Origin of the sequence: Herbaspirillum sp. 3R11 (assembly GCF_004563925.1) — a bacterium.
Classification (GTDB): Bacteria; Pseudomonadota; Gammaproteobacteria; order Burkholderiales; family Burkholderiaceae_D; genus Herbaspirillum.
Window position 1 is genome coordinate 263,417 of record NZ_SPNJ01000003.1, and the last position, 20,713, is coordinate 284,129.

Consider the following 20,713-nt stretch of genomic DNA (forward strand, 5'->3'; position numbering starts at 1 on the left):
TAATAACGCGCGCATGTCGGATGCCTTGCCGGTCGGCCCGGATGAACTCCCGGAACGAGCCAGACTGAGCCAACTATTTTACCAGAGACCTGCCCGAAGAATTAAAATCGCCCCATGCGGACGGCACATTCCGGCATGTCAAAAAACAATTTTTTACGCGTTTTTGCCGTCGCCGCGAGTTAAATCGCTTCAAATCCTTGCCAATTGTCATTTTTCTAATCGGATCGTCTATCACATGCCCCGCTTTTACTGCCCCGACTCCCTGGCCATCGGCATGACGCTGGCCCTGCCCGACCAGGTCGCGCACCATGTCCAAGTGATCCGGATGCAACTGGGCAATCCGATCACGCTGTTCAACGGCCAGGGCGGCGAATATACGGCGGTCATCACGCAGATGGAAAAGAAGCGCGTGCACGCCGAGGTCAAGACCTTTTCGCCGCGCGAGGCCGAGCTGTCCTACGCCGTCACGCTGGCGCAGGCGCTGCCGGAAGCATCCAAAATGGACTGGATCATCGAAAAGGCCATGGAGCTGGGCGTGGCCGCGATCCAGCCGCTGGCGGCGCAACGCTGCGTGGTGCGGCTCAACAGCGAGCGTGCCGAGAAGAAGCAGAGCCACTGGCAAGGCATCATCCAGGCCGCGGCCGAACAAAGCGGCCGCAACCGCCTGGCGCATCTGGCCCCGCTGACCGAATTCACCAGCTGGATCGGCCAGAGCGACCTGCACAAGCGCATCCTGCTGTCGCCACGTGGGGAGCAATCGCTATCCGACTGGGCTCGTCATCATCCGGCGCAGGCGCTGAGTCTGGTAATCGGCCCGGAAGGCGGCTTTACCGAAGCCGAAGAAAACCTCGCCTGCGACCAGGGCGCGCTGATGCTGTCAATGGGCCCGCGCGTGCTGCGCACCGAAACCGCCGGCCTGAGCGCGCTGGCGGCGATCAATGCGATCTGGGGCGAGATGTAGGCAGCCTCCCGGCAAGGCCGCTTCAGAGAAGTCAGCAGAAACATGAAGAAGCAGGAAAAGCAGTAAACATAGGCATAGAGAGACAAAAGAAGAGATATCTCCACATCCTTCGACAACGCAGTCAGCGTGCCATCCGTTGCCTCTCCACCCGTTCCGGCAATTCTTTTCCTCCCCTGCCGGATCGTTCCTTCACTTCCTTTCAGGAGAATCTCATGGGCTTACTCGACAGCGTACTTGGCGCACTCAATAACAATGCAAACGGCAATGCAACCGGCAGCGATCCCAAAGCGGCGTTGATCCAGGCTGTGCTGAGCATGCTTGCCAACAATCAGTCCGGCGGCTCGGGCGCGCTGGGTGGGCTTGGCGGATTGGGCGGCTTGCTCGGCACCCTGCAAAACGCCGGCCTCGGCCAGATTGTCGACTCCTGGATCGGCACCGGCCAGAACCAGCCGGTCTCGGGCGATCAGCTGGCGCAAGCGCTAGGCGATGATCAGTTGAGCAGCCTGGCGCAAACGGCAGGCATTCCGCAAAGCGATATCGCCGGCCACCTGGCCCAGATTCTTCCCGGCCTGGTTGATCATCTGACGCCAAACGGCCAGGTGCCCGCATCCGGGGGCGATCTCGGCTCGGAAATCGGCAACCTGCTTGGCGGCTTTCTCGGCGGCAAGTCGGCCTGAATCTCGAGCCTGAATCTGGAAATTGTCAAAGGGGCAGTCGCCACGCCCCACCGCCTTACTAATCATTAGCTGCCTGCATCACCGCCTGCACCAAAATCTGGTGCAGGCACCAGTTTGGCGTTGCTGAACGCGCCAATCGAACGCACTCCCCCGCGTTTCCGATCAAGTCCGTCCTCTTTCCTCCATCAATCTCCCCTCATTGTGGCGCTGGCTGCGATGCCGCCAAACAAGCTGCGGCAAGCGGTTTCGGCGCCTCCCGTCGTTCTCAGACCGGCCCCAAGATCCGCTGGCACGCTATCTGCTTAATATTTTTCATCTTGTATTCAAGAATGAATATATCTATGTCAGCAACTACTTTGCCCCAATACGCCTCCTCCGCCTCCTCGAATTCCTCCGCCCCGCAGAGGACCATCGCCGATTTACTGGCCTCCTATCGCACCGGCAGCCTCAAGCCGAGCAAGCTGATCGGCGACCTGTTGACGCAGATCGAGCAGTCCGACCGCACCGAGGTCTGGATCCATCGCGTGTCCGCCAAGACGCTCAAGCAACAGGCAGCCGCACTCGACCTGATGCTGCAGATCAAGGGCGAAGCGGTGTTCGACACGCTGCCGCTGTTCGGCATCCCGTTTGCGGTGAAAGACAATATCGACGTCGCCGAACTGCCGACCACCGCCGCCTGTCCTGAATTCAGCCATGTGCCGCAAGTCAGCGCCACGGTCGTCGCGCGCTTGCAGAAAGCCGGCGCCCTGCTGATCGGCAAGACCAATCTCGACCAGTTCGCCACCGGCCTGGTGGGCGTGCGTTCGCCCTACGGCGCGGTGCGCAACGCACTGCAACCCGAATATGTATCGGGCGGCTCCAGCTCCGGCTCCGCCGTCGCGGTCGCGCTGGGACAAGTCCTGTTCTCGCTGGGCACCGACACCGCCGGCTCGGGACGCGTACCGGCCGCCTTCAACAACCTGGTCGGCCTCAAGCCGACGCGCGGCCTCCTCAGCAGCAGCGGCATGTTGCCGGCCTGCCGCACGCTCGATTGCATCTCCATCTTTGCGCACGACGTCGCCGATGCCTGGCGCGTGCTGCAAAGCGCGGCCGGTTTCGATGCATCCGACGCCTACTCGCGCATGCCGGCCATGCTCGGCGTCAAGCGTCGCGGCTATCGCATCGCCGTACCGGCCAAGCCGGAATTCTATGGCGACGAGCAGGCCCGTATGGCGTTCGAACAAGCGCTGGAAAAAGTCACATCCATGCCTGGCGTGAGCATCACACGCATTCCTTTCGACGCCTTCACGGACGCTGCGCAACTGCTCTACCAGGGCCCGTGGGTTGCGGAACGACGCGCCGCGTTGGGAGATTTCTTCAACACCAATAACGCAGCGATCCATCCGGTGGTCAGGGAGATCACCGCACAAGCCGACAAGTTCGACGCGGTCGACGCCTTCAACGGCCAATACCGCCTGGCCGAATTGCGCCGCGAAGCTGAGAGCCTGCTGCAAAACACCGACCTGCTGCTGGTGCCCACCACCACCACCATGCCGACCATCGCCGAGGTGGAGGCCGATCCGATCGTGCGCAATTCGCAGCTCGGCTACTACACCAACTTCGTCAACCTGATGGACATGGCGGCGCTGGCGATTCCCGCCGTGTGGCGCAAGGACGGCCTGCCCGCCGGGATCACGCTGATCGGCCCAGCCGGGTCCGACCATCTGCTGGCGGAAGCCGGCGCGCAATTCCAACAATTGCTGGGCGGTGCCGCGCAAGCCGACGCCGTGGCCGCTGCGCCGCTGCCCTTCAACGAAACGACCGTCAAGGTCGGCGTGGTCGGCGCGCACCTGAGCGGCCAGCCGCTGAACTGGCAATTGCTGGAAGCAGGCGCCCGCCTGCATGCCAGCACCACCACCAGCAAACACTACCGCCTCTACGCGCTCGCCAACACCACACCGGCCAAACCGGGCCTTGTCCGCATCAATAGTGCAAATGGAGATGACGGCGCCGCCATCATCACCGAAGTCTGGGAAATGCCGCTGCGCAATTTCGGCAGCTTCGTCGCCGCGATTCCGGCGCCGCTCGGTATCGGCACGATGGAGCTGGCCGACGGCAGCAGCGTCAAGGGCTTCATCTGCGAACCGGCGGCGCTGGACAACGCGCGCGACATCACCGGTTACGGCGGCTGGACTGCGTATCTCGCTGCAAAAATCTGAACAACCTTCCGACCTTACTTTCCGCCTTCACCTCACGGAGCCAGCATGAAAAAAACAGCAATCTCTGATACAGAAAACGCATTCGGCACACAGACAGAGGTGAAGGCGGAGTCAGCGCAACGGCGCCGCTTTCTCGGCGTCGCCGGCACGGTCGCGACTACGCTGGCACTGGGTGGTGCGCCTGCCATCCTGCGTGCGCAAAGCGTGCCGATCCGGATCGGTTACTGGCCGGTCGCCGCCGGCCTGCCCTTCTATGCTGCAGTGGAAGACGGCTACTTCAAGGAAGCCGGTCTCGACGTGCAACCGATCAAATTCGCCGGCGCGCAGCAGGTGATGGAAGCCATGCTGTCGGGACGTGCCGACGGGTCGGCCAACGGCACCGGCGCCGGCAACCTGGCCATCGGTGAGATCGCCCAGCCGGGCCTGTTCAAGATCTTCGCGACCAATCCGAGCAATGCGCAGTACGTGCTCGACGAGTTCCTGGTACCGAAAGACAGCACCATCAAATCGATCGCCGAACTCAAGGGCAAGAAGGTCGCCTCCGGTCCCGGCATCCAGAACGTCACGCTGGCCAAGACCGTGCTCGAACGTGCCGGCGCCACCGGAGCGACCGTGATCGAACTGCCGATCGGCCAGCACGTCGCCGCGCTCGCCGCCGGCCAGGTCGACGCCGTCTACACGCTGGAACCGACCGGCACCATCGGCCGCATGAACAACACCACCCGTGTGCTGGAGGCAGGCGTCATCGCCAAGTACGTCCTCGGCAATCCGAACGCGCCATGGCATGGCGGTGCGGCGGCGCTGACCACCGAGTTCATCAAGAAGCATCCGGCCGAAGCAAAAAAATACATCGCCGCCTACACGCGCGGCATCGAACTGATCCGCAAGACGCCCGACAAGGCGCGTCCTTACCTCAAGGGCTACACCGCCATCGAAGGTTCGCTCACCAATGAAGTGCCGCTGGCGTCCTACATGCTCTACAACGAGTTCAAGGCCAGCGATGTCGCCTACTTCCAGAAGTTCTACGACCTGTTCGTCGACAAGGGCATCTTCGCCTCGCGCGTGATGGTGGATTCACTTCTTTACAAGGGTTGATCATGGCTGACTCCCTCACTGTTGAAGGTGCCTCGAAGCCGGACACCGCAGGCGCTGCGGCGGCTGAAATCAAGCCTGTTCCAGTTGTAAAAAAGCGCCGTGCGCTGCCGTCCTTCGGCAAGCTCCTGCCTTTCGTCGGCCCGATCGCCCTGTTCATCATCTGGGACCTGGTGGTGCGCGCCGGCTGGATCAAGGCGATCCTGCTGCCGACGCCTGCGGCCACACTGATCACGCTGGTCAATGGCCTGGCCGGCGGCCCGCTGCTGCTGGATTTTCTGGTGACGGTGATGCGCACGCTGGAAGCCTTCCTCATCGCGGCCGTGGTCGGCGTGCCGCTCGGCGTTCTGCTGGGGAGCAATGAGCGCGCCTATCGCAGTGTGGAGTTCCTGATCGACTTTTTCCGTTCGACGCCATCCTCGGCATTGATCCCGCTGTTCCTGCTGATCTTCGGCGTGTCGGACATCAACAAGGTCGCCATCGCCGCCTTCGGCGCGCTGTTGATCGTGTTGTTCAACAGTGCCTACGGCGTGCTCAACGCCCGCAAGCAGCGCGTGATGGCAGCCAAGGTCATGGGCGCCTCACGCTGGCAAATCTTCAAGGACGTGCTGCTGTGGGAAAGCCTGCAACCGACCTTCGTCGGCCTGCGTAGCGCGGTCTCGATGGCGCTGGTGATCGTGATCGTCGCCGAAATGTTCATCGGCTCCGAAAACGGTCTCGGCCACAAGATCATCGACGCCCAGCAAGTGCTGAACGTGCGCGAAATGTATGCCGCGATCCTGGCCGCCGGTGCGCTCGGCTATGCGTTGAACGTGGTGTTCATCGTGATTGAAAAACGTATCGTTCACTGGAGCGGAAGATGAGCGTCGTCATATCCCCAAAACTGAAGTACGAAGAGCCGGTCATCCCTTTCGTTCCGGGTCCTCCCGGCACCCACATCACGATCCGCGGGCTGACCAAATACTTCGCCGGCTGGCCCCTGTACGAGGATTTCAATCTCGACATCCCCAAGGGAAAAATCGTCTCGGTATTCGGCCCCAACGGCTGCGGCAAGTCGACGCTGATCAACATGATCGCCGGCCTGATTCCGATCGACGCGGGGCAGATCCTGTTCGACGGAAAATCGCTGGCCGACACCAAGATCGGCTACGTCTTCCAGAACTACCGCGAAGCGATGTTTCCGTGGCTGCGCACCATCGACAACATCGCCTATCCCTTGAAGCTGGAAGGAAAATCCAAGGTCGAGATCAACCGCCGCGTGGAAGAACTGGTCGCCTCCTTCGACGTCAAGTTCGACCTCAACCGCTATCCGTATGAAATGTCCGGCGGCCAGCAGCAGACCGCTTCCATCATGCGCGCACTGGCGCCGGGACCGGAGGTGCTGTTCCTCGACGAACCGTTCTCTGCGCTCGACTTCGAGATGACGCTGTTCATCCGCGAAAAGCTGCAGGAAGTCTTCATGCAGACCGGCACCACCATGATGCTCGTCTCGCACGATCTGGAAGAGGCGGTCTACCTCGCCGACGAGATCCTGCTGCTGACCAAGCGCCCGACCAAGGTGGCACACATCCTGCATTACGACGATGCCCGCCCGCGCACGGTGGAGACGCTGACGCAGCCGCGCTTCATCGACGCCAAGAAGATGAGCCTGGAGATTTTCCAGACCGAAGTACGGCGCGAAGCCACCGCTCAGCCGCCGAAATAACACGCTTTTTCAGCATCACTTTGCCAACAACACCACCAACGTTTCCCTTTACCGGAGCCAAAGATGAACAACCGTCGTGACTTTCTCAAACTGACCGGCGCCGCCGCGCTGGGCTCGGCATTTCCACTGGACCTGCTGGCTGCCGCACCGCTGACGGTCGGCTTCATCTATGTCGGCGCGCGCGACGACTTCGGCTACAACCAGTCGCATGCGCAAGCTGCCGCCATCATCAAGAAAATGCCCGGCATCAAGGTCATCGAGGAAGAGAAAGTGCCGGAAACCGTGGCCGTCCAAAAGACCATGGAAGCCATGATCCAGCAAGACGGCGCATCGCTGATCTTCCCGACTTCGTTCGGCTACTTTGATCCGCACGTCCTGAAAGTCGCGGAGAAATATCCCAAGGTACGCATCGCCCACTGCGGCGGCCTGTGGACGCAAGGCAAGCATCCGCTCAACGTCGGCAGCTTCTTCGGCTACATCGAAGAGTGCGAATACCTGTCCGGCGTGGTCGCCGGCCACATGAGCAAATCCAAGAAGCTGGCCTTCATTGCTGCCAAGCCCATCCCGCAAGTGCTGCGCAATATCAACGCCTTTACGCTGGGCGCGCAGTCGGTTGATCCATCGATCACCACACGGGTGATCTTCACCGGCGACTGGTCGCTGCCGGTCAAGGAAGCCGAAGCCGCCAACAGCCTGATCGACCAGGGCTGCGACGTCATCACCTGCCACGTCGACGGCCCCAAGGTCATCGTCGAAACCGCCGAGAAGCGCGGCGTCATGACCTGCGGCTACCACGCCAGCCAGGCTGCGCTCGCGCCCAAGGGCTACCTCACCGGCGCGGAATGGAACTGGGCCACGCCTTATACCGAGATCGTCAAGGCCACGCTGGAAGGCAAGCCGATGATCAACTTCCTGCGCGGCGGCCTCAAGGACAACTTCGTCAAGATGTCGCCCTACGGCGCCAACGTCAGTGCCGCCGCGAAGAAGAAGGCCGACGACGTCAAGGCGCAGATGCTGGCCGGCAAGTTCCAGATCTTCAAGGGCCCGATCAAAGACAACAAGGGTGCAGTCGTGATCCCGGCCGGCACCACGCAAGCGCAGACCGACGTCGCTTTGGAAAAGATGAATTATCTGGTGGCGGGCGTCGTTGGTCAGGTATGAAAACTGCTTAATGCAATGTGAAGCCTGGCGCGTTGCGACGACGAGAACATGTCGCCGCAACGCGCTGCCGCCATCCGTTTTTTCGCCATTCATTGTTCATCAATCGTCATGACCACTTACGACCGCGCGGAAAACAGTGCATTCACCTTACGGCTCAAGGCCCGTGCCGGCATCGCACTGGCGCCGGTATTGCCGACGCTGTGCGCGCTGGCCGGCGCACTGCTGCTGTTCGTGTTGTTCCTTCTGGTGCAGGGCAAGCCCGCGACTGAAGCCTGCCTGCTGATTTTCCAGGGCGCGTTCGGCTCGGCGTTCGCCTGGCAAAATACCTTGCAGCGCGCGGCGCCTTTGCTGTTGACTGCGCTATGCGTGGCGCTGCCGGCGCGCGTCGGCCTGATCGTCATCGGCGGCGAAGGTGCGCTGGCGATGGGTGGATTGTTTGCTGCGGTACTTCCCTCTTTTTTACCTGCGCTGTCGCCGTGGATCATGCTGCCTGCCATGGCCGTCATCGCCATGATCGCCGGCGGACTCTGGATCGCGCTGTGCGGCGCCCTGCGTCAATGGCGCGGCGTCAACGAAACGATTTCCAGCCTGCTGCTTTCCTACATCGCGGTGGCGCTGTTCAAACATCTGGTCGAAGGTCCGCTGCGCGATCCGGCCAGTCTCAACAAGCCGTCGACAGTGCCGCTACCGGATGCCTATCTGATCAATCCCCTGCCCGGTCTCGATGTGCATTGGGGCCTGGTGTGGGGCGCGCTGGCTTGCGTGGCGGCGTGGATATTCCTGCGCCATAGCGTGATCGGTTTCGCCATGGCGATTGCCGGCGGCAACGGCCGCACCGCGCGCCTGGTCGGCTTGCCGGTCAATCGCCTGGTCGTCATTGCCTGCGCCATGGGCGGCGCTGCCGCAGGTCTGGCCGGCATGTTCGAAGTCACCGCCGTGCATGGCAGCGCCAACAGTGCACTACTGGCAGGCTACGGATTCAGCGGCATTCTGGTGGCCTTCGCGGCGCGCCAGAATCCACTCGCCATCATCGTCTGCGCAGTCGTCATCGGCGGCGTCGAAGCCAGCGGCAGCCTGCTGCAACGCCGCCTCGACCTGCCCGACGCCACCACGCTGGTGTTGCAGGGACTGCTGTTCTGCAACCTGCTGGCATGGGAAGCGATCACCGGTCGTCTCGGCGCGCTGAAGACGCGCTGGCAGCAGCAGGCGCAACCCTTACCGACCACTGTCGCGGAGACCATCCATGGTTGATTTCGATTTCACCACGCTGCTGCTGGCCTTGTTCGCCGGCGCGATCCGCGTCGGGACGCCCTTCCTCTTCGTCAGCCTGGGCGAATGCCTGACTGAAAAAGGCGGCCGTGTGAATCTCGGCCTGGAAGGCATCCTGGTTTGCGGCGCGATGACCGGATATGCGGTGTCCTTCTTCTCCGGCTCGGCCTGGCTGGGTGTGCTGGCGGCGGGTGTCTCCGGCATGCTGCTCGGCACCTTGCACGGGCTGGTGTGTTCGCTGCCGCGCGTCAACGACATCGCCTTCGGCATCGCGCTGATGCTGCTCGGCACCGGCCTCGCCTTCTTCCTCGGCAAGCCGTTCATCCAGCCGCAGGCGACGATGCTACCGTCGATCGATCTCGGTAGCTGGAGCAGCAATCCGCATCTGCATCACGCGCTGGAAATCAATGCCCTGTTCCTGATCGGCGTGCTGTTGGCCGCCGCCTTGCAATGGGGTCTGTCCAGCACCAGCTGGGGCCTGGCGCTGCGTCTGGTCGGCGACCATGCCGAGACCGCGCGCGCCTTGGGCTATCGCATCAATCTGACGCGCATCATCGCGACGGCCTGCGGCGGTTTTCTGGCAGCGGTGGGCGGCGCCTATCTGTCGCTCTATTACCCCGGCAGCTGGAATGAAGGCCTGTCCAGCGGACAAGGCCTGATGGCGGTAGCGCTGGTAATTTTTGCGCGCTGGCAGCCGCTGCGTTGCCTGCTGGCGGCGCTGCTGTTCGGCGCTGCCGGCGCACTCGGCCCGGCCTTGCAGGCGGTCGGCGTGACCTCGGGCTATTACCTGTTCAACGCCGCGCCTTACGCACTGACCTTGCTGATCATGATCATTACCTGCCGGCCCGACCGCACGCTGTCGAGCGCGCCGGGCGAGCTCAGCCTTACCAGATAAATCAGGAGAAACCGATATGTCCGAATTGTTCATCCAGTCCGAACCTTACCCGTGGCCCTACGACGGCGCATTGACGCCGGCCAACACTGCGCTGGTCATCATCGACATGCAGACCGACTTCTGCGGCATCGGCGGCTACGTCGACAAGATGGGTTATGACCTGTCGCTCACGCGCGCGCCGATCGGGCCGATCAAGAGTGTGCTGAGCGCCATGCGCGCCGGCGGCTACACCATCATCCATACCCGCGAAGGCCATCGTCCCGACCTGTCCGATCTGCCCGCCAACAAGCGCTGGCGTTCGCGCCGGATCGGCACCAAGGGTGTCGGCATCGGCGATGACGGCCCCTGCGGCAAGATCCTCGTGCGCGGCGAGCCGGGCTGGGACATCATTCCTGAACTGGCGCCCATCGCCGGTGAAATCATCATCGACAAACCCGGCAAGGGCTCGTTCTGCGCCACCGACCTGGAACTGGTGCTGCACACGCGCGGCATCCGCAACCTGATTCTGACCGGCATCACCACCGACGTCTGCGTCCACACCACCATGCGTGAAGCCAACGACCGCGGTTTTGAATGCGTGATGCTGGCCGACTGCTGCGGCGCCACCGATCACAACAATCACCTGGCGGCGCTGTCGATGATCAAGATGCAGGGCGGCGTGTTCGGCGCGGTGTCGGACTCCTCCTCGTTGTTGCAAGCGATCGGAAAATAATCATGCACGCGCTCGAGCTGGAAGTCATCGGCGCCGGCAAGTCCTTCGGCGAATTCCGCGCGCTGGACGAGGTCTCGATCAAGATCAAGGCCGGCACCATCCATGCGCTGCTGGGCGAAAACGGCGCGGGAAAAAGTACGCTGGTCAAAGGCCTGGTCGGCTACAGTCCGCTCGACCAGGGCATCATCCAGGCCGATCGCCGCGAGGTGGAAATCCGCGGCCCGCGCGTGCCCAACACGCTCGGCATCGGCATGGTGTATCAGCACTTCACGCTGGCGCCGAGTTTGTCCGTGGCCGAGAACCTGCTGCTGGCGCGCGGCCTCGCACGCTGGCGCATCCACTGGAATCTGGAACGCCAGGCGCTGGAAGAATTCATGGAGGCGATGCCGTTCCGGCTCGACCTCGACCGCCTCATCAGCAGCCTGTCCGCCGGCGAAAAACAGAAGCTCGAAATCCTCAAGCAACTCTATCTGCGTCGCCGCCTGCTGATCCTCGACGAGCCGACCTCCGTGCTCACGCCTCAGGAAGCCGACGAAGTGCTGGGCCTGATGCGCGACCTTACGCGCCGCGAAGAACTGACCGTGTTGATGATCACGCACAAGTTCCACGAAGTCACCGCCTACGCCGACGACGTCACGGTGTTGCGCAAGGGACGGCTGGTTGGCAGCGCGGCGGTCGCCGACACCAGCCCGGCCGAACTCGCACACTGGATGATGGGACAGGCGCGCGTCGAAAAAGAAATCGTGGCGCGCCCGCCGGTACCTGCCGACGCGCCTGTTGGCCTGAAAGTGGACTCCCTGCTGGTGCTCAACGACCGCGGCGTCACCGCCGTCAATACGCTGTCGCTGCAAGTGAAGCGCGGCGAGATCGTTGGTCTGGCCGGCATCTCCGGCAACGGTCAGAAAGAACTGGTGGAAGCCCTGCTCGGCCAGCGCCGCCGCTTGTCCGGAGAAGTGCAGATCAATGGCGCCGACTATCAGGCCAGCCGTACTGAAATGCGCGAGCGCAAAGTCTTTGCGTTGCCGGAAGAACCGCTGCGCAACGCCTGCATCGCCGGCATGAACGTCGCCGAAAACATGGCGCTGCGCAATTTCGACGTGGCGCCGTTCCGCCGCAGCGGCTGGCTGCGCTGGAGCGTCAATCGCGCCGCCATGCGCAAGCAGGCGCAGGCTTTGATTGCCGCCTTCAACGTCAAACCACCGCTGCCGGAACGCGCCATCGGCACGCTCTCGGGAGGCAACGTGCAACGCGCCGTGCTGGCGCGCGAACTGGGTGATTCCATACGACCGGAAGACGCGGTGAACGTACTGATCGTCGCCAATCCCGTGTTCGGACTGGACTTCGCCTCGGTGGCCGACATCCATGCGCGTCTGTTGCAGGCGCGCGCGCTGGGTACGGCAATCCTGCTGGTCAGCGAAGATCTCGATGAATTACTGGAATTGTCCGACCGCATCCTCGTGATGACCGACGGCGCCATCGTGCATGCGACTGATGCGGCCGGCGCCGACCGCGCCGAATTGGGACGCTGGATGGCCGGGCGCGGTCAACATGCGGAAGCATCAGCACATCATATTCAACTGGAGACCGCATGATCACCGTCGACGCCATTCCCTATCCTTACCAATTCGACAGCCGTCACACGGCGCTGGTGGTGATCGACATGCAGCGCGACTTCGTCGAGGAAGGCGGCTTCGGCAGCGTGCTCGGCAATGACGTGCGGCCGCTGACGATCATCGTGCCGACGGTGGCGAAGCTGCTGGCGCTGGCGCGCGAACAGAACATGCTGGTGATACACACGCGCGAGTCGCATTTGCCGGATCTGTCCGACTGTCCGCCGGCCAAACTCAAGCGCGGCAATCCCACGCTGGGCATCGGCGATGAAGGCCCGATGGGCCGCATACTGGTGCGCGGCGAACCGGGCAACCAGATCCTGCCGCTGCTGGCGCCGCAAGACGGCGAACTGGTGATCGACAAACCCGGTAAAGGAGCGTTCTACGCCACCGACCTGCATGCCCAATTGCAGGCGCGCGGCATCACGCATCTGCTGTTTTCCGGCGTCACGACCGAAGTCTGCGTGCAGACCTCGATGCGCGAGGCCAACGATCGCGGTTACGAATGCCTGATCGTCGAAGACGCCTGCGCCAGCTATTTCCCCGTCTTCCATCAGGCCACGCTGGCCATGCTGACCGCGCAGGGCGGCATCGTCGGCTGGCAAGCGCCGCTGTCCGCACTGCAAACCTCATTCAAAGAAACCGCAGGAGAAACCGCATCATGAATCCGCAAGTCAACCTGCCGCATATCGTGGAAGAGGTCGAACAAGCTTTCGCCAACTATGAACACGCCCTGCTGATCCACGACGTGCCCGCGCTGGATCGCTGGTTTTGGTACGACCCGCAGACGGTGCGCTATGGCGTCGGTGAAATCCTGCTCGGCGGCGAAGCGATCCGCCAATACCGCCAGACCTGCGCGCCGGTGCATCCTTCACGTAAATTGCATCGCACGGTGGTCACGACCTTCGGCAGCGACTATGCTACTGTCAGCACCGAATTTACCGGTGAGGACTCCGATAAAATCGGCCGCCAGATGCAAACTTGGGTGCGCATGGACGCCGGATGGCGTATTGTCGCCGCCCATGTCAGCCTGATGTTGTAAAGCCGTTGTTCCGATTTCCCTTTTGTATTGACGACGTCCCGCCATGACCGTAACTGCTGCAAATCCGCTTGCTGAACAGGTTTACAACCGGCTCAAGGAAGACATCTTCAATTTCCGCCTGCTGCCCGGGGACAACTTCACCGAAACCGAAATGGCGTTGTCCTACGGCGTCTCGCGTACGCCGCTGCGCGACGCCCTGTTCCGCATGCAGCGTGAAGGCTATCTGGACGTCGGCTTCCGGCGCGGCTGGAAGGTGCGGCCGATCGACTTCGATCGTCTCGACAATCTGTATGACTTGCGCATCGTGCTGGAAATGGCCGCGCTGGAACGTCTTTGCCAAAATCCCGACCCATCGCCCGGTTTGGAAGAATTGAATGCCGTCTGGCTGGTACCGGAAGAAGAACGCGAAAGCGAAGCGGTCAAGGTGGCGGAGCTGGACGAAAGCTTCCACACCAACCTGGTGGCCGCCGCCGGCAACGAGGAAATGACGCGCATCCACACCGAAGTGACGGAAAAGATCCGCATCGTGCGCCGCCTCGACTTCCTCAAAAAGAACCGCGTACTGGCGACCTATGAAGAACACGGCAAGATCCTCAAGCTGATCGCCAAGCGCAAGGCGACCGAGGCGCAGATCCTGCTGCGCGCCCATATCACGCAAAGCAAGCTGGAAGTGCGCAAGATCACCATCTGGATGCTGGCCGAGGCGCGCCAGGAACAATTGAAAACACTGCCTTAGCGGCCGGAACAACTCCCTCCGCCGCCTCGCCCAAGTTTACAGACGCAAAGTCATGAACATGCTGTTCGGATCTTCTTCGTAAGTCCCGAACGGACCGCAGTAGACGAAACCCACACTCTCATACAGTTGCCGGGCCGGTTTGAATGCATCGAACGATCCGGTCTCGAGGCTGAGACGTTCATAGCCGCGCGCCTTGGCCTGCCCGATGATGTACGCCAGCATTGCCCGGCCGGCGCCTTTGCGCCGCAACGCTTCAGGGGTGCGCATGGATTTGATCTCGCCGTGCACACGATCGAGTTCCTTGAGCGCGCCGCAACCGATCAGTTGCGCATCCTCCCAAACCGTCCAGAACGTGATGTCCGGGCTGCGCAGCTTGCCGAGATCGAGTGCATGGACGCTTTCGGGAGGCGATATCTCGCGCATATTGCGCAAATGCTCTTCAAGCAAGGCGTGAATGGCGGGGCGAGAAAGATCGTCGACTTCTATGTGCATCTCTGCTTCCTTGGGGGTTGGAGTCTGTTGTGCGAAGTTCTGCGGGATTCGACCATTATGCCCATGGTTGAGCAGGATGGCATTGGCGGCGAACAACATTTCCAATTTGAAATATTTGCAATTTGATCAATTCCGTTGAAAAACCCACCTCGCCGGCCAGCGCGTTACGGTGGCGCGGCTTCTGCTGCCGCTTGTTTCCCGCCGTTTCGCCGCCAAATCAGGGGTAAGCCTCCGAAAACATTTATAATGGAAGGCTTTTGCAACGGCATCACTTTTAACCTCTTCCATGAAGGTATTTCGCGGACTTCCCAACGCTGAATCGCGTGCGCCCTGCGCGCTGACGATCGGCAACTTCGACGGCGTGCACCGTGGCCACCAGGCGCTGCTGGCGCAGGTGCGCGAAGCGGCCACCCGCCTGAACCTGGATGCCGCCGTGATGACGTTCGAACCGCATCCGCGCGAGTTCTTCGCGCAACTGGCCGGCACCCCGGAAAAAGCCCCGCAACGCATCGCCAACCTGCGCGACAAGCTGCAATCGCTGTCCAACGCCGGTGTCGACCGCGTGATCGTCGAGCATTTCAACGCCAACTTCGCCGCCCTGTCGCCCCAAGACTTCATTGAAAAGATCCTGATTCAGGGTCTGCACGTGCGCTGGCTGCTCGTGGGCGAAGACTTCTGCTTCGGTTCGCGCCGCGCCGGCAATATCCAGACCCTGATCGAGGCCGGCAAGCAATACGGCTTTGAAGTGCACACCATGCCGAACGTGAACAACGACGGCGTGCGCATCTCGTCGTCGGCGATCCGCGCAGCATTGGCGAAGGCTGACTTCCCGCATGCGCGCCAGTTGCTGGGCCATTCGTACGCGATCTCCGGCCATGTGGTGCACGGCAAGAAGCTAGGCCGCACCATCGGATTCCCGACGCTGAACATGCGCGTGAGCCACAAGCATCCGGCGTTGTCGGGGATCTTCATCGTGCAGGTGCACGGACTGGGCGACAAGCCACTGCCGGCCGTCGCCAGCCTGGGCGTGCGTCCGACCGTGGACGACAGCGGCCGCGTGCTGCTGGAAACGCATATCTTCGACTACAGCGGCGATTGCTACGGCAAATTGCTGCGCGTGGAATTCCTGAAGAAGATTCGCGACGAAGAGAAATACGTCGATCTGCCGACATTGACGGCAGCCATTGAGCGCGATGCGCAACAGGCGCGTGCCTGGTTCAAGGATCAGGCGAGTTTCGCCGTGTCCGCCACCGACCGAATTTGACGCTGGCCCGCCCCGCTCGCCGGCAGTCATTTGCGGCGTCGCTTCTTCCGGCATCAGCCGTCACCGATTTCCAGAATTTAACTGAAAACAACTTATGTCGAACAACGAATCCTCCAAGCCGAACAAGCCCGGCAAGAACGAAGGCAAACCGGCCAGCAAGTATCCGGTCAACATGACCGAAACCGCATTCCCGATGCGCGGCGACCTCGCCAAGCGCGAGCCGCAATGGGTCAAGGAATGGCAGAGCAAGAAGCTGTATCAACGCATCCGCAAGGCCTCGGCCGGTCGTCCGAAGTTCATCCTGCACGACGGTCCTCCGTACGCCAACGGTGAAATCCACCTGGGCCACGCCGTCAACAAGATTCTCAAGGACATGATCGTCAAGGCCCGCAACATGGCCGGCTTCGACGCGCAATACGTGCCGGGTTGGGATTGCCACGGCATGCCGATCGAAATCCAGATCGAAAAGAAATACGGCAAGAACCTGCCGGTGGCCGAAGTGCAAGCCAAGGCGCGCGCTTACGCCAACGAGCAGATCGAGCTGCAGAAGAAAGACTTCATCCGTCTGGGCGTACTGGGCGAATGGGACAATCCATACAAGACCATGAACTTCTCCAACGAAGCCGATGAGTTGCGCGCGCTCGGCACGATCCTGGAGAAGGGTTACGTCTATCGCGGCCTGAAGCCGGTCAACTGGTGTTTCGACTGCGGCTCCGCATTGGCGGAAGCTGAAGTCGAATACCAAGACAAGCGCGATCCGGCCATCGACGTCGGCTTCCCGTTTGCGGAACACGACAAGATCGCCAAGGCTTTCGGCCTGAGCAAGCTGCCAACCGACAAGGGTTACGTCGTCATCTGGACCACCACGCCATGGACCATCCCGTCCAACCAGGCGCTGAACGTGCATCCGGAATTCGACTACGCGCTGGTGCAGACCGAGCGCAATGGAGAGCCGACGCTGCTGATCCTGGCCAACGACCTGGTCGAATCCTGCCTGCAACGCTTCGGCCTGACCGGCAAGGTCATCGCCACCGCCAAGGGTGAGGCGCTGTCGCTGATCGCCTTCCATCATCCGCTGGCGACCGCCGACAAGGGCTACGACCGCCTGTCGCCGATCTACCTGGGCGACTACGTGACCGCCGACAGCGGCACCGGCATCGTCCACTCGGCGCCTGCCTACGGTATCGAAGACTTTATCTCGTGCAAGGCGCATGGCATGAAGGACGACGACATCATCAGCCCCGTCATGGGCGATGGCCGCTACGCGTCGTCGCTGCCGCTGTTCGCCGGCCTGACGATCTGGGAAGCCTCGAAGCCGATCTGCGCCAAGCTGGAAGAAGTCGGCACGCTGTTCAAGCTGGTGATGTTCGACCACAGCTACATGCACTGCTGGCGCCACAAGACGCCGATCATCTATCGCGCCACCTCGCAATGGTTCGCGAGCATGGACAACGCGCCGAAAGACGGCGGCAAGAGCCTGCGCGAAACCGCGCTGCAAGGCATCGAAGACACCGCCTTCTTCCCGGCGTGGGGCAAGGCGCGCCTGCACGGCATGATCGCCAACCGTCCCGACTGGACGCTGTCACGCCAACGCCAATGGGGCGTGCCGATGGCTTTCTTCGTGCACAAGGAAACCGGCCTGCTGCATCCGCGCACGCCCGAGTTGCTGGAACAGATCGCCCAGCGCATCGAGCAGAGCGGTATCGAGGCATGGCAGGCGCTGGATCCGAAGGAATTGCTGGGTGATGAGGCCGATCAATACCTGAAGAACAAGGACACGCTGGACGTCTGGTTCGACTCCGGTTCGACCCATCAGACCGTGCTGCGCGGTTCGCACAAGCAGGAATTGCAATTTCCTGCCGATCTGTATCTGGAAGGTTCAGACCAGCATCGCGGCTGGTTCCACTCGTCGCTGCTGACTTCCTCGATGCTGAATGGCTGCGCACCGTACAAGGCCCTGCTGACCCACGGTTTCGTGGTCGACGGCGAAGGCCGCAAGATGTCGAAGTCGCTCAAGAACGGCGTCGAGCCGCAGAAGGTGGCCGACTCGCTGGGCGCGGAAATCCTGCGCCTGTGGGTGGCGTCGAGCGATTACTCCGGCGAGATCTCGATCTCCGACGAAATCCTGAAACGCGTCACTGAAGCGTATCGCCGCATCCGCAACACGCTGCGCTTCCTGCTGGCCAACACGGCCGATTTCGACATGGCCAAGAACGCCGTGCCGGTCGCCGAGATGCTGGAAATCGATCGCTATGCGATCGCCAACATGGCCAACCTGCAGAAGGAAATCCTGGCGCATTACGAGACTTACGAGTTCCATCCGGTCGTCTCCAAGCTGCAGATGTATTGCTCGGAAGACCTGGGCGGCTTCTACCTCGATATCCTCAAGGATCGCCTGTACACCAGCGGCGTCGATTCGCACGCGCGCCGTTCCGCGCAGACCGCGATCTGGCATATCACCCAGGCGCTGCTGCGCCTGATGGCGCCGACGCTGTCGTTCACGGCGGAAGAGGCGTGGAGCTTCTTCGCCAGCAAGGAAGCGTTTGCCGACAGCAGCGAAACCATCTTCACGCAGACGTATTACGCGCTGCCGGAAGTGGCGCAAGCCGAGGCGCTGGTGGCCAAGTTCAACGTGCTGCACGAAGTGCGCGCGACCGTGACCAAGCAACTGGAAGAAGTCCGCATCGCCGGCAACATCGGCTCGTCGCTGCAAGCGGAAGTCGAACTGAAGGTCAGCGGCGACAAGGTGGCTCTGCTGCAAAGCCTGGGCGACGATCTGAAGTTCGTGCTGATCACCTCGGCCGCCAAGGTCACTGCGGTGGCGACGGAAGCCGACGAAGCCATCGTCGTCACGCCATCGGCCAACCAGAAATGCGAACGCTGCTGGCACTACCGCGCTGACGTCGGCTCACACGCCGAGCACGAAGGCCTGTGCGGCCGCTGCGTCGCCAATCTGTTTGGCAGTGGTGAAGACCGCCACTTCGCGTAAGCATCAGGCAAGCCGGCGCGTGACATATGACACGTGCCGGCGCTTTTTCCGAGCTTTTCCCCCGATATCATCCACGTCCGTATCCAAATTCATCCTCCATGGCTTCCAATAAAAAACGCCTCATGCCCAGCTCCAGCAACAACAACAGCCTGCTGCCATGGCTGGGTATTTCGCTGATCATATTGCTGTTGGATCAGTTGTCCAAGATCACCATCGTCAAACTGTTCCATTACGGCGAATCGCGTCCGATCACCGGCTTCTTCAACCTGGTGCTGGTCTATAACAAGGGCGCGGCGTTCAGCTTCCTCGCAGCGGAATCGGGCTGGCAACGTCACCTCTTCACCGCGATCGGCATCGCCGCCGCGATCTACATCATCTATCTGCTGCGCAAGCACGCCGGCCAACGCATGTTTTGCTGGGCGCTGGCGCTGATCCTGGGTGGCGCGGTGGGTAACGTGATCGATCGCATCCTGTACGGTCACGTGATCGACTTCCTCGACGTCTTCATCGGCAACTGGCACTGGCCGGCGTTCAACATCGCCGATAGTGCGATCTGCGTCGGTGCGGTATTGTTCGTGCTGGATGAATTGCGCCGCGTCGGCAAATAGTGTCGGGCGGCAAGGCTGCAGCAATTTGCTTGATTGCTGCGGTCGTCACGATTGAGTTCTATAAGGAGTAAGGCAATGGATCTCGCTGGCAAAAAAATCCTTCTCGGCCTGACCGGCGGCGTGGCTTGCTACAAGGCCGCCGAACTGGCGCGCGGCCTCGGCAAGGCGGGCGCCTCGGTGCAAGTCGTGATGACGCAGGCGGCGACGCAGTTCATCACGACCGTCACCATGCAGGCGCTGACCGGCAACACGGTCTACACCGATCAATGGGATGCGCGCATCGAGAACAACATGCCGCACATCGATCTCACACGCGGCATCGACGCGATCGTGATCGTGCCCTGCTCCACCGATTTCATTTTCAAACTTGCGCATGGCGCCTGCGATGATCTCCTGTCCACGCTGTGCGTGGCGCGTCCGCATGGCGTGCCGCTGATGATCGCCCCGGCCATGAACGTCGAGATGTGGCAGAACCCGGCGACCCAGCGCAATATCGCGCAGGTGCAGCAGGACGGCATCAGGCTGCTCGGTCCCGATTCCGGCGACCAGGCCTGCGGCGAGGTCGGCTATGGCCGCATGCTCGAACCCGAGCAACTGCTGGAAGAAATCATCGCGGCGTTCCAACCGAAGCTGCTGGCCGGTCGCCGTGTGCTGCTGACCGCCGGGCCGACGTTCGAGCCTATCGATCCAGTGCGCGGCATCACCAACCTGTCGTCCGGCAAGATGGGTTACGCGGTGGCACGCGCTGCTCGCGAAGCCGGCGCCGAGGTGGTGCTGGTGTCCGGTCCGACGGCATTGGATGCGCCTTACGGCGTACGTCGCATCGACGTGCAGACCGCGCAGCAAATGCATGACGCGGTGTTCGCCAACATAGCTGGCCAGGATATCTTCGTCGCCGTTGCTGCGGTGGCCGACTGGCGCGTCGCCAACGTCAGCGATCAGAAACTCAAGAAAAGCGCGGACGACGACAGTCTCAAACTGGCTTTCGAACAAAATGCCGACATCCTCGCCGATGTCGCCGCGTTGCCCAATCGTCCATACTGTGTGGGCTTTGCAGCAGAGTCCGAAAACCTCGAACAATACGGCGCCGCCAAACGCGTGAAGAAAAACATTCCCCTGCTGGTCGGCAACATCGGCCATCAGACCTTCGGCAAGGATGAGAACGCGCTGACGCTGTTCGATGACAAGGGCCATACCAGCCTGCCGCGCGCCGACAAGCAGACGCTGGCGCGACAACTGGTGCGCGAGATTGCGTATCGCCTGTCTGCATCAGGCACGCACTAATTCAGTATTCACTTTCAA

Annotated in this window: 19 protein-coding genes; 18 read left to right on the forward strand and 1 reads right to left on the reverse strand. The window is 61.7% G+C overall.

What is annotated here, in order from left to right; genetic code table 11:
• Positions 1-235: 235 nt before the first annotated feature.
• The 14 genes from E4P32_RS14640 to E4P32_RS14705 all read left to right on the forward strand — a co-directional run bounded on the left by E4P32_RS14640 (position 236) and on the right by E4P32_RS14705 (position 14,058).
• Positions 236-961, forward strand: coding sequence for a 16S rRNA (uracil(1498)-N(3))-methyltransferase (locus E4P32_RS14640; RefSeq protein ID WP_116435087.1), 726 nt, complete (start codon positions 236-238; stop codon positions 959-961).
• 212 nt (positions 962-1,173) lie between these two features.
• Positions 1,174-1,638: a YidB family protein gene (locus tag E4P32_RS14645; RefSeq protein ID WP_116435086.1), complete on the forward strand. Its 465-nt coding sequence runs from the start codon at positions 1,174-1,176 to the stop codon at positions 1,636-1,638.
• 341 nt (positions 1,639-1,979) lie between these two features.
• The gene (gene atzF / locus E4P32_RS14650; protein ID WP_116435085.1) at positions 1,980-3,836 is read left to right on the forward strand and encodes an allophanate hydrolase; all 1,857 of its coding nucleotides are present in this window, start codon (positions 1,980-1,982) and stop codon (positions 3,834-3,836) included.
• 45 nt (positions 3,837-3,881) lie between these two features.
• On the forward strand, positions 3,882-4,931 hold the full coding sequence (locus tag E4P32_RS14655; RefSeq protein ID WP_116435084.1) for an ABC transporter substrate-binding protein: 1,050 nt from the start codon (positions 3,882-3,884) through the stop codon (positions 4,929-4,931).
• A 2-nt stretch (positions 4,932-4,933) separates the two neighbouring features.
• A complete protein-coding gene (locus tag E4P32_RS14660) occupies positions 4,934-5,791 on the forward strand; it encodes an ABC transporter permease (protein ID WP_116435083.1) in 858 nt (285 codons plus the stop codon).
• Complete coding sequence (locus E4P32_RS14665) at positions 5,788-6,633, forward strand: ABC transporter ATP-binding protein (protein WP_116435082.1); 846 nt, start codon at positions 5,788-5,790, stop codon at positions 6,631-6,633. Before E4P32_RS14660 ends, E4P32_RS14665 begins: the two co-directional genes overlap by 4 nt.
• Before the next feature lie 63 nt (positions 6,634-6,696).
• Positions 6,697-7,794, forward strand: coding sequence for a BMP family ABC transporter substrate-binding protein (locus E4P32_RS14670; RefSeq protein ID WP_116435081.1), 1,098 nt, complete (start codon positions 6,697-6,699; stop codon positions 7,792-7,794).
• A 108-nt stretch (positions 7,795-7,902) separates the two neighbouring features.
• Entirely contained in the window at positions 7,903-9,045 is a 1,143-nt protein-coding gene (locus E4P32_RS14675; protein ID WP_116435335.1) for an ABC transporter permease, read from the forward strand.
• The gene (locus E4P32_RS14680; protein ID WP_116435080.1) at positions 9,038-9,958 is read left to right on the forward strand and encodes an ABC transporter permease; all 921 of its coding nucleotides are present in this window, start codon (positions 9,038-9,040) and stop codon (positions 9,956-9,958) included. The genes E4P32_RS14675 and E4P32_RS14680 overlap by 8 nt, the downstream gene beginning before the upstream one ends.
• Positions 9,959-9,974: 16 nt before the next feature.
• Positions 9,975-10,670 carry an isochorismatase family cysteine hydrolase gene (locus E4P32_RS14685; RefSeq protein WP_116435079.1) on the forward strand — a complete coding sequence of 232 codons (696 nt, stop codon included), beginning with the start codon at positions 9,975-9,977 and terminating at the stop codon, positions 10,668-10,670.
• A 2-nt stretch (positions 10,671-10,672) separates the two neighbouring features.
• Positions 10,673-12,262 carry an ABC transporter ATP-binding protein gene (locus E4P32_RS14690; RefSeq protein WP_116435078.1) on the forward strand — a complete coding sequence of 530 codons (1,590 nt, stop codon included), beginning with the start codon at positions 10,673-10,675 and terminating at the stop codon, positions 12,260-12,262.
• A complete protein-coding gene (locus E4P32_RS14695; protein WP_116435077.1) occupies positions 12,259-12,945 on the forward strand; it encodes a cysteine hydrolase in 687 nt (228 codons plus the stop codon). The genes E4P32_RS14690 and E4P32_RS14695 overlap by 4 nt, the downstream gene beginning before the upstream one ends.
• Positions 12,942-13,322, forward strand: a complete 381-nt coding sequence (gene hpxZ / locus E4P32_RS14700; protein ID WP_116435076.1) for an oxalurate catabolism protein HpxZ — start codon at positions 12,942-12,944, stop codon at positions 13,320-13,322. The genes E4P32_RS14695 and hpxZ overlap by 4 nt, the downstream gene beginning before the upstream one ends.
• Before the next feature lie 43 nt (positions 13,323-13,365).
• The gene (locus tag E4P32_RS14705) at positions 13,366-14,058 is read left to right on the forward strand and encodes a GntR family transcriptional regulator (protein ID WP_116435075.1); all 693 of its coding nucleotides are present in this window, start codon (positions 13,366-13,368) and stop codon (positions 14,056-14,058) included.
• A 36-nt stretch (positions 14,059-14,094) separates the two neighbouring features.
• On the opposite strand, the gene E4P32_RS14710 is transcribed toward E4P32_RS14705, so the two are convergent.
• The gene (locus E4P32_RS14710) at positions 14,095-14,550 is read right to left on the reverse strand and encodes a GNAT family N-acetyltransferase (RefSeq protein WP_116435074.1); all 456 of its coding nucleotides are present in this window, start codon (positions 14,548-14,550) and stop codon (positions 14,095-14,097) included.
• Positions 14,551-14,836: 286 nt separating this feature from the next.
• On the opposite strand from E4P32_RS14710, the gene E4P32_RS14715 reads away from it, so the two are divergent.
• From E4P32_RS14715 to coaBC, 4 genes are all read left to right on the forward strand, one after another.
• Positions 14,837-15,814 (forward strand): bifunctional riboflavin kinase/FAD synthetase, encoded by a 978-nt coding sequence (locus E4P32_RS14715; RefSeq protein ID WP_116435073.1) that lies wholly within the window; start codon positions 14,837-14,839, stop codon positions 15,812-15,814.
• Between the two features lie 94 nt (positions 15,815-15,908).
• Positions 15,909-18,803, forward strand: a complete 2,895-nt coding sequence (gene ileS, locus E4P32_RS14720; protein WP_116435072.1) for an isoleucine--tRNA ligase — start codon at positions 15,909-15,911, stop codon at positions 18,801-18,803.
• A 98-nt stretch (positions 18,804-18,901) separates the two neighbouring features.
• Positions 18,902-19,411, forward strand: a complete 510-nt coding sequence (gene lspA, locus E4P32_RS14725) for a signal peptidase II (protein WP_116435071.1) — start codon at positions 18,902-18,904, stop codon at positions 19,409-19,411.
• 75 nt (positions 19,412-19,486) lie between these two features.
• The gene (gene coaBC, locus E4P32_RS14730; protein WP_116435070.1) at positions 19,487-20,695 is read left to right on the forward strand and encodes a bifunctional phosphopantothenoylcysteine decarboxylase/phosphopantothenate--cysteine ligase CoaBC; all 1,209 of its coding nucleotides are present in this window, start codon (positions 19,487-19,489) and stop codon (positions 20,693-20,695) included.
• The last annotated feature ends 18 nt before the right edge of the window (positions 20,696-20,713 follow it).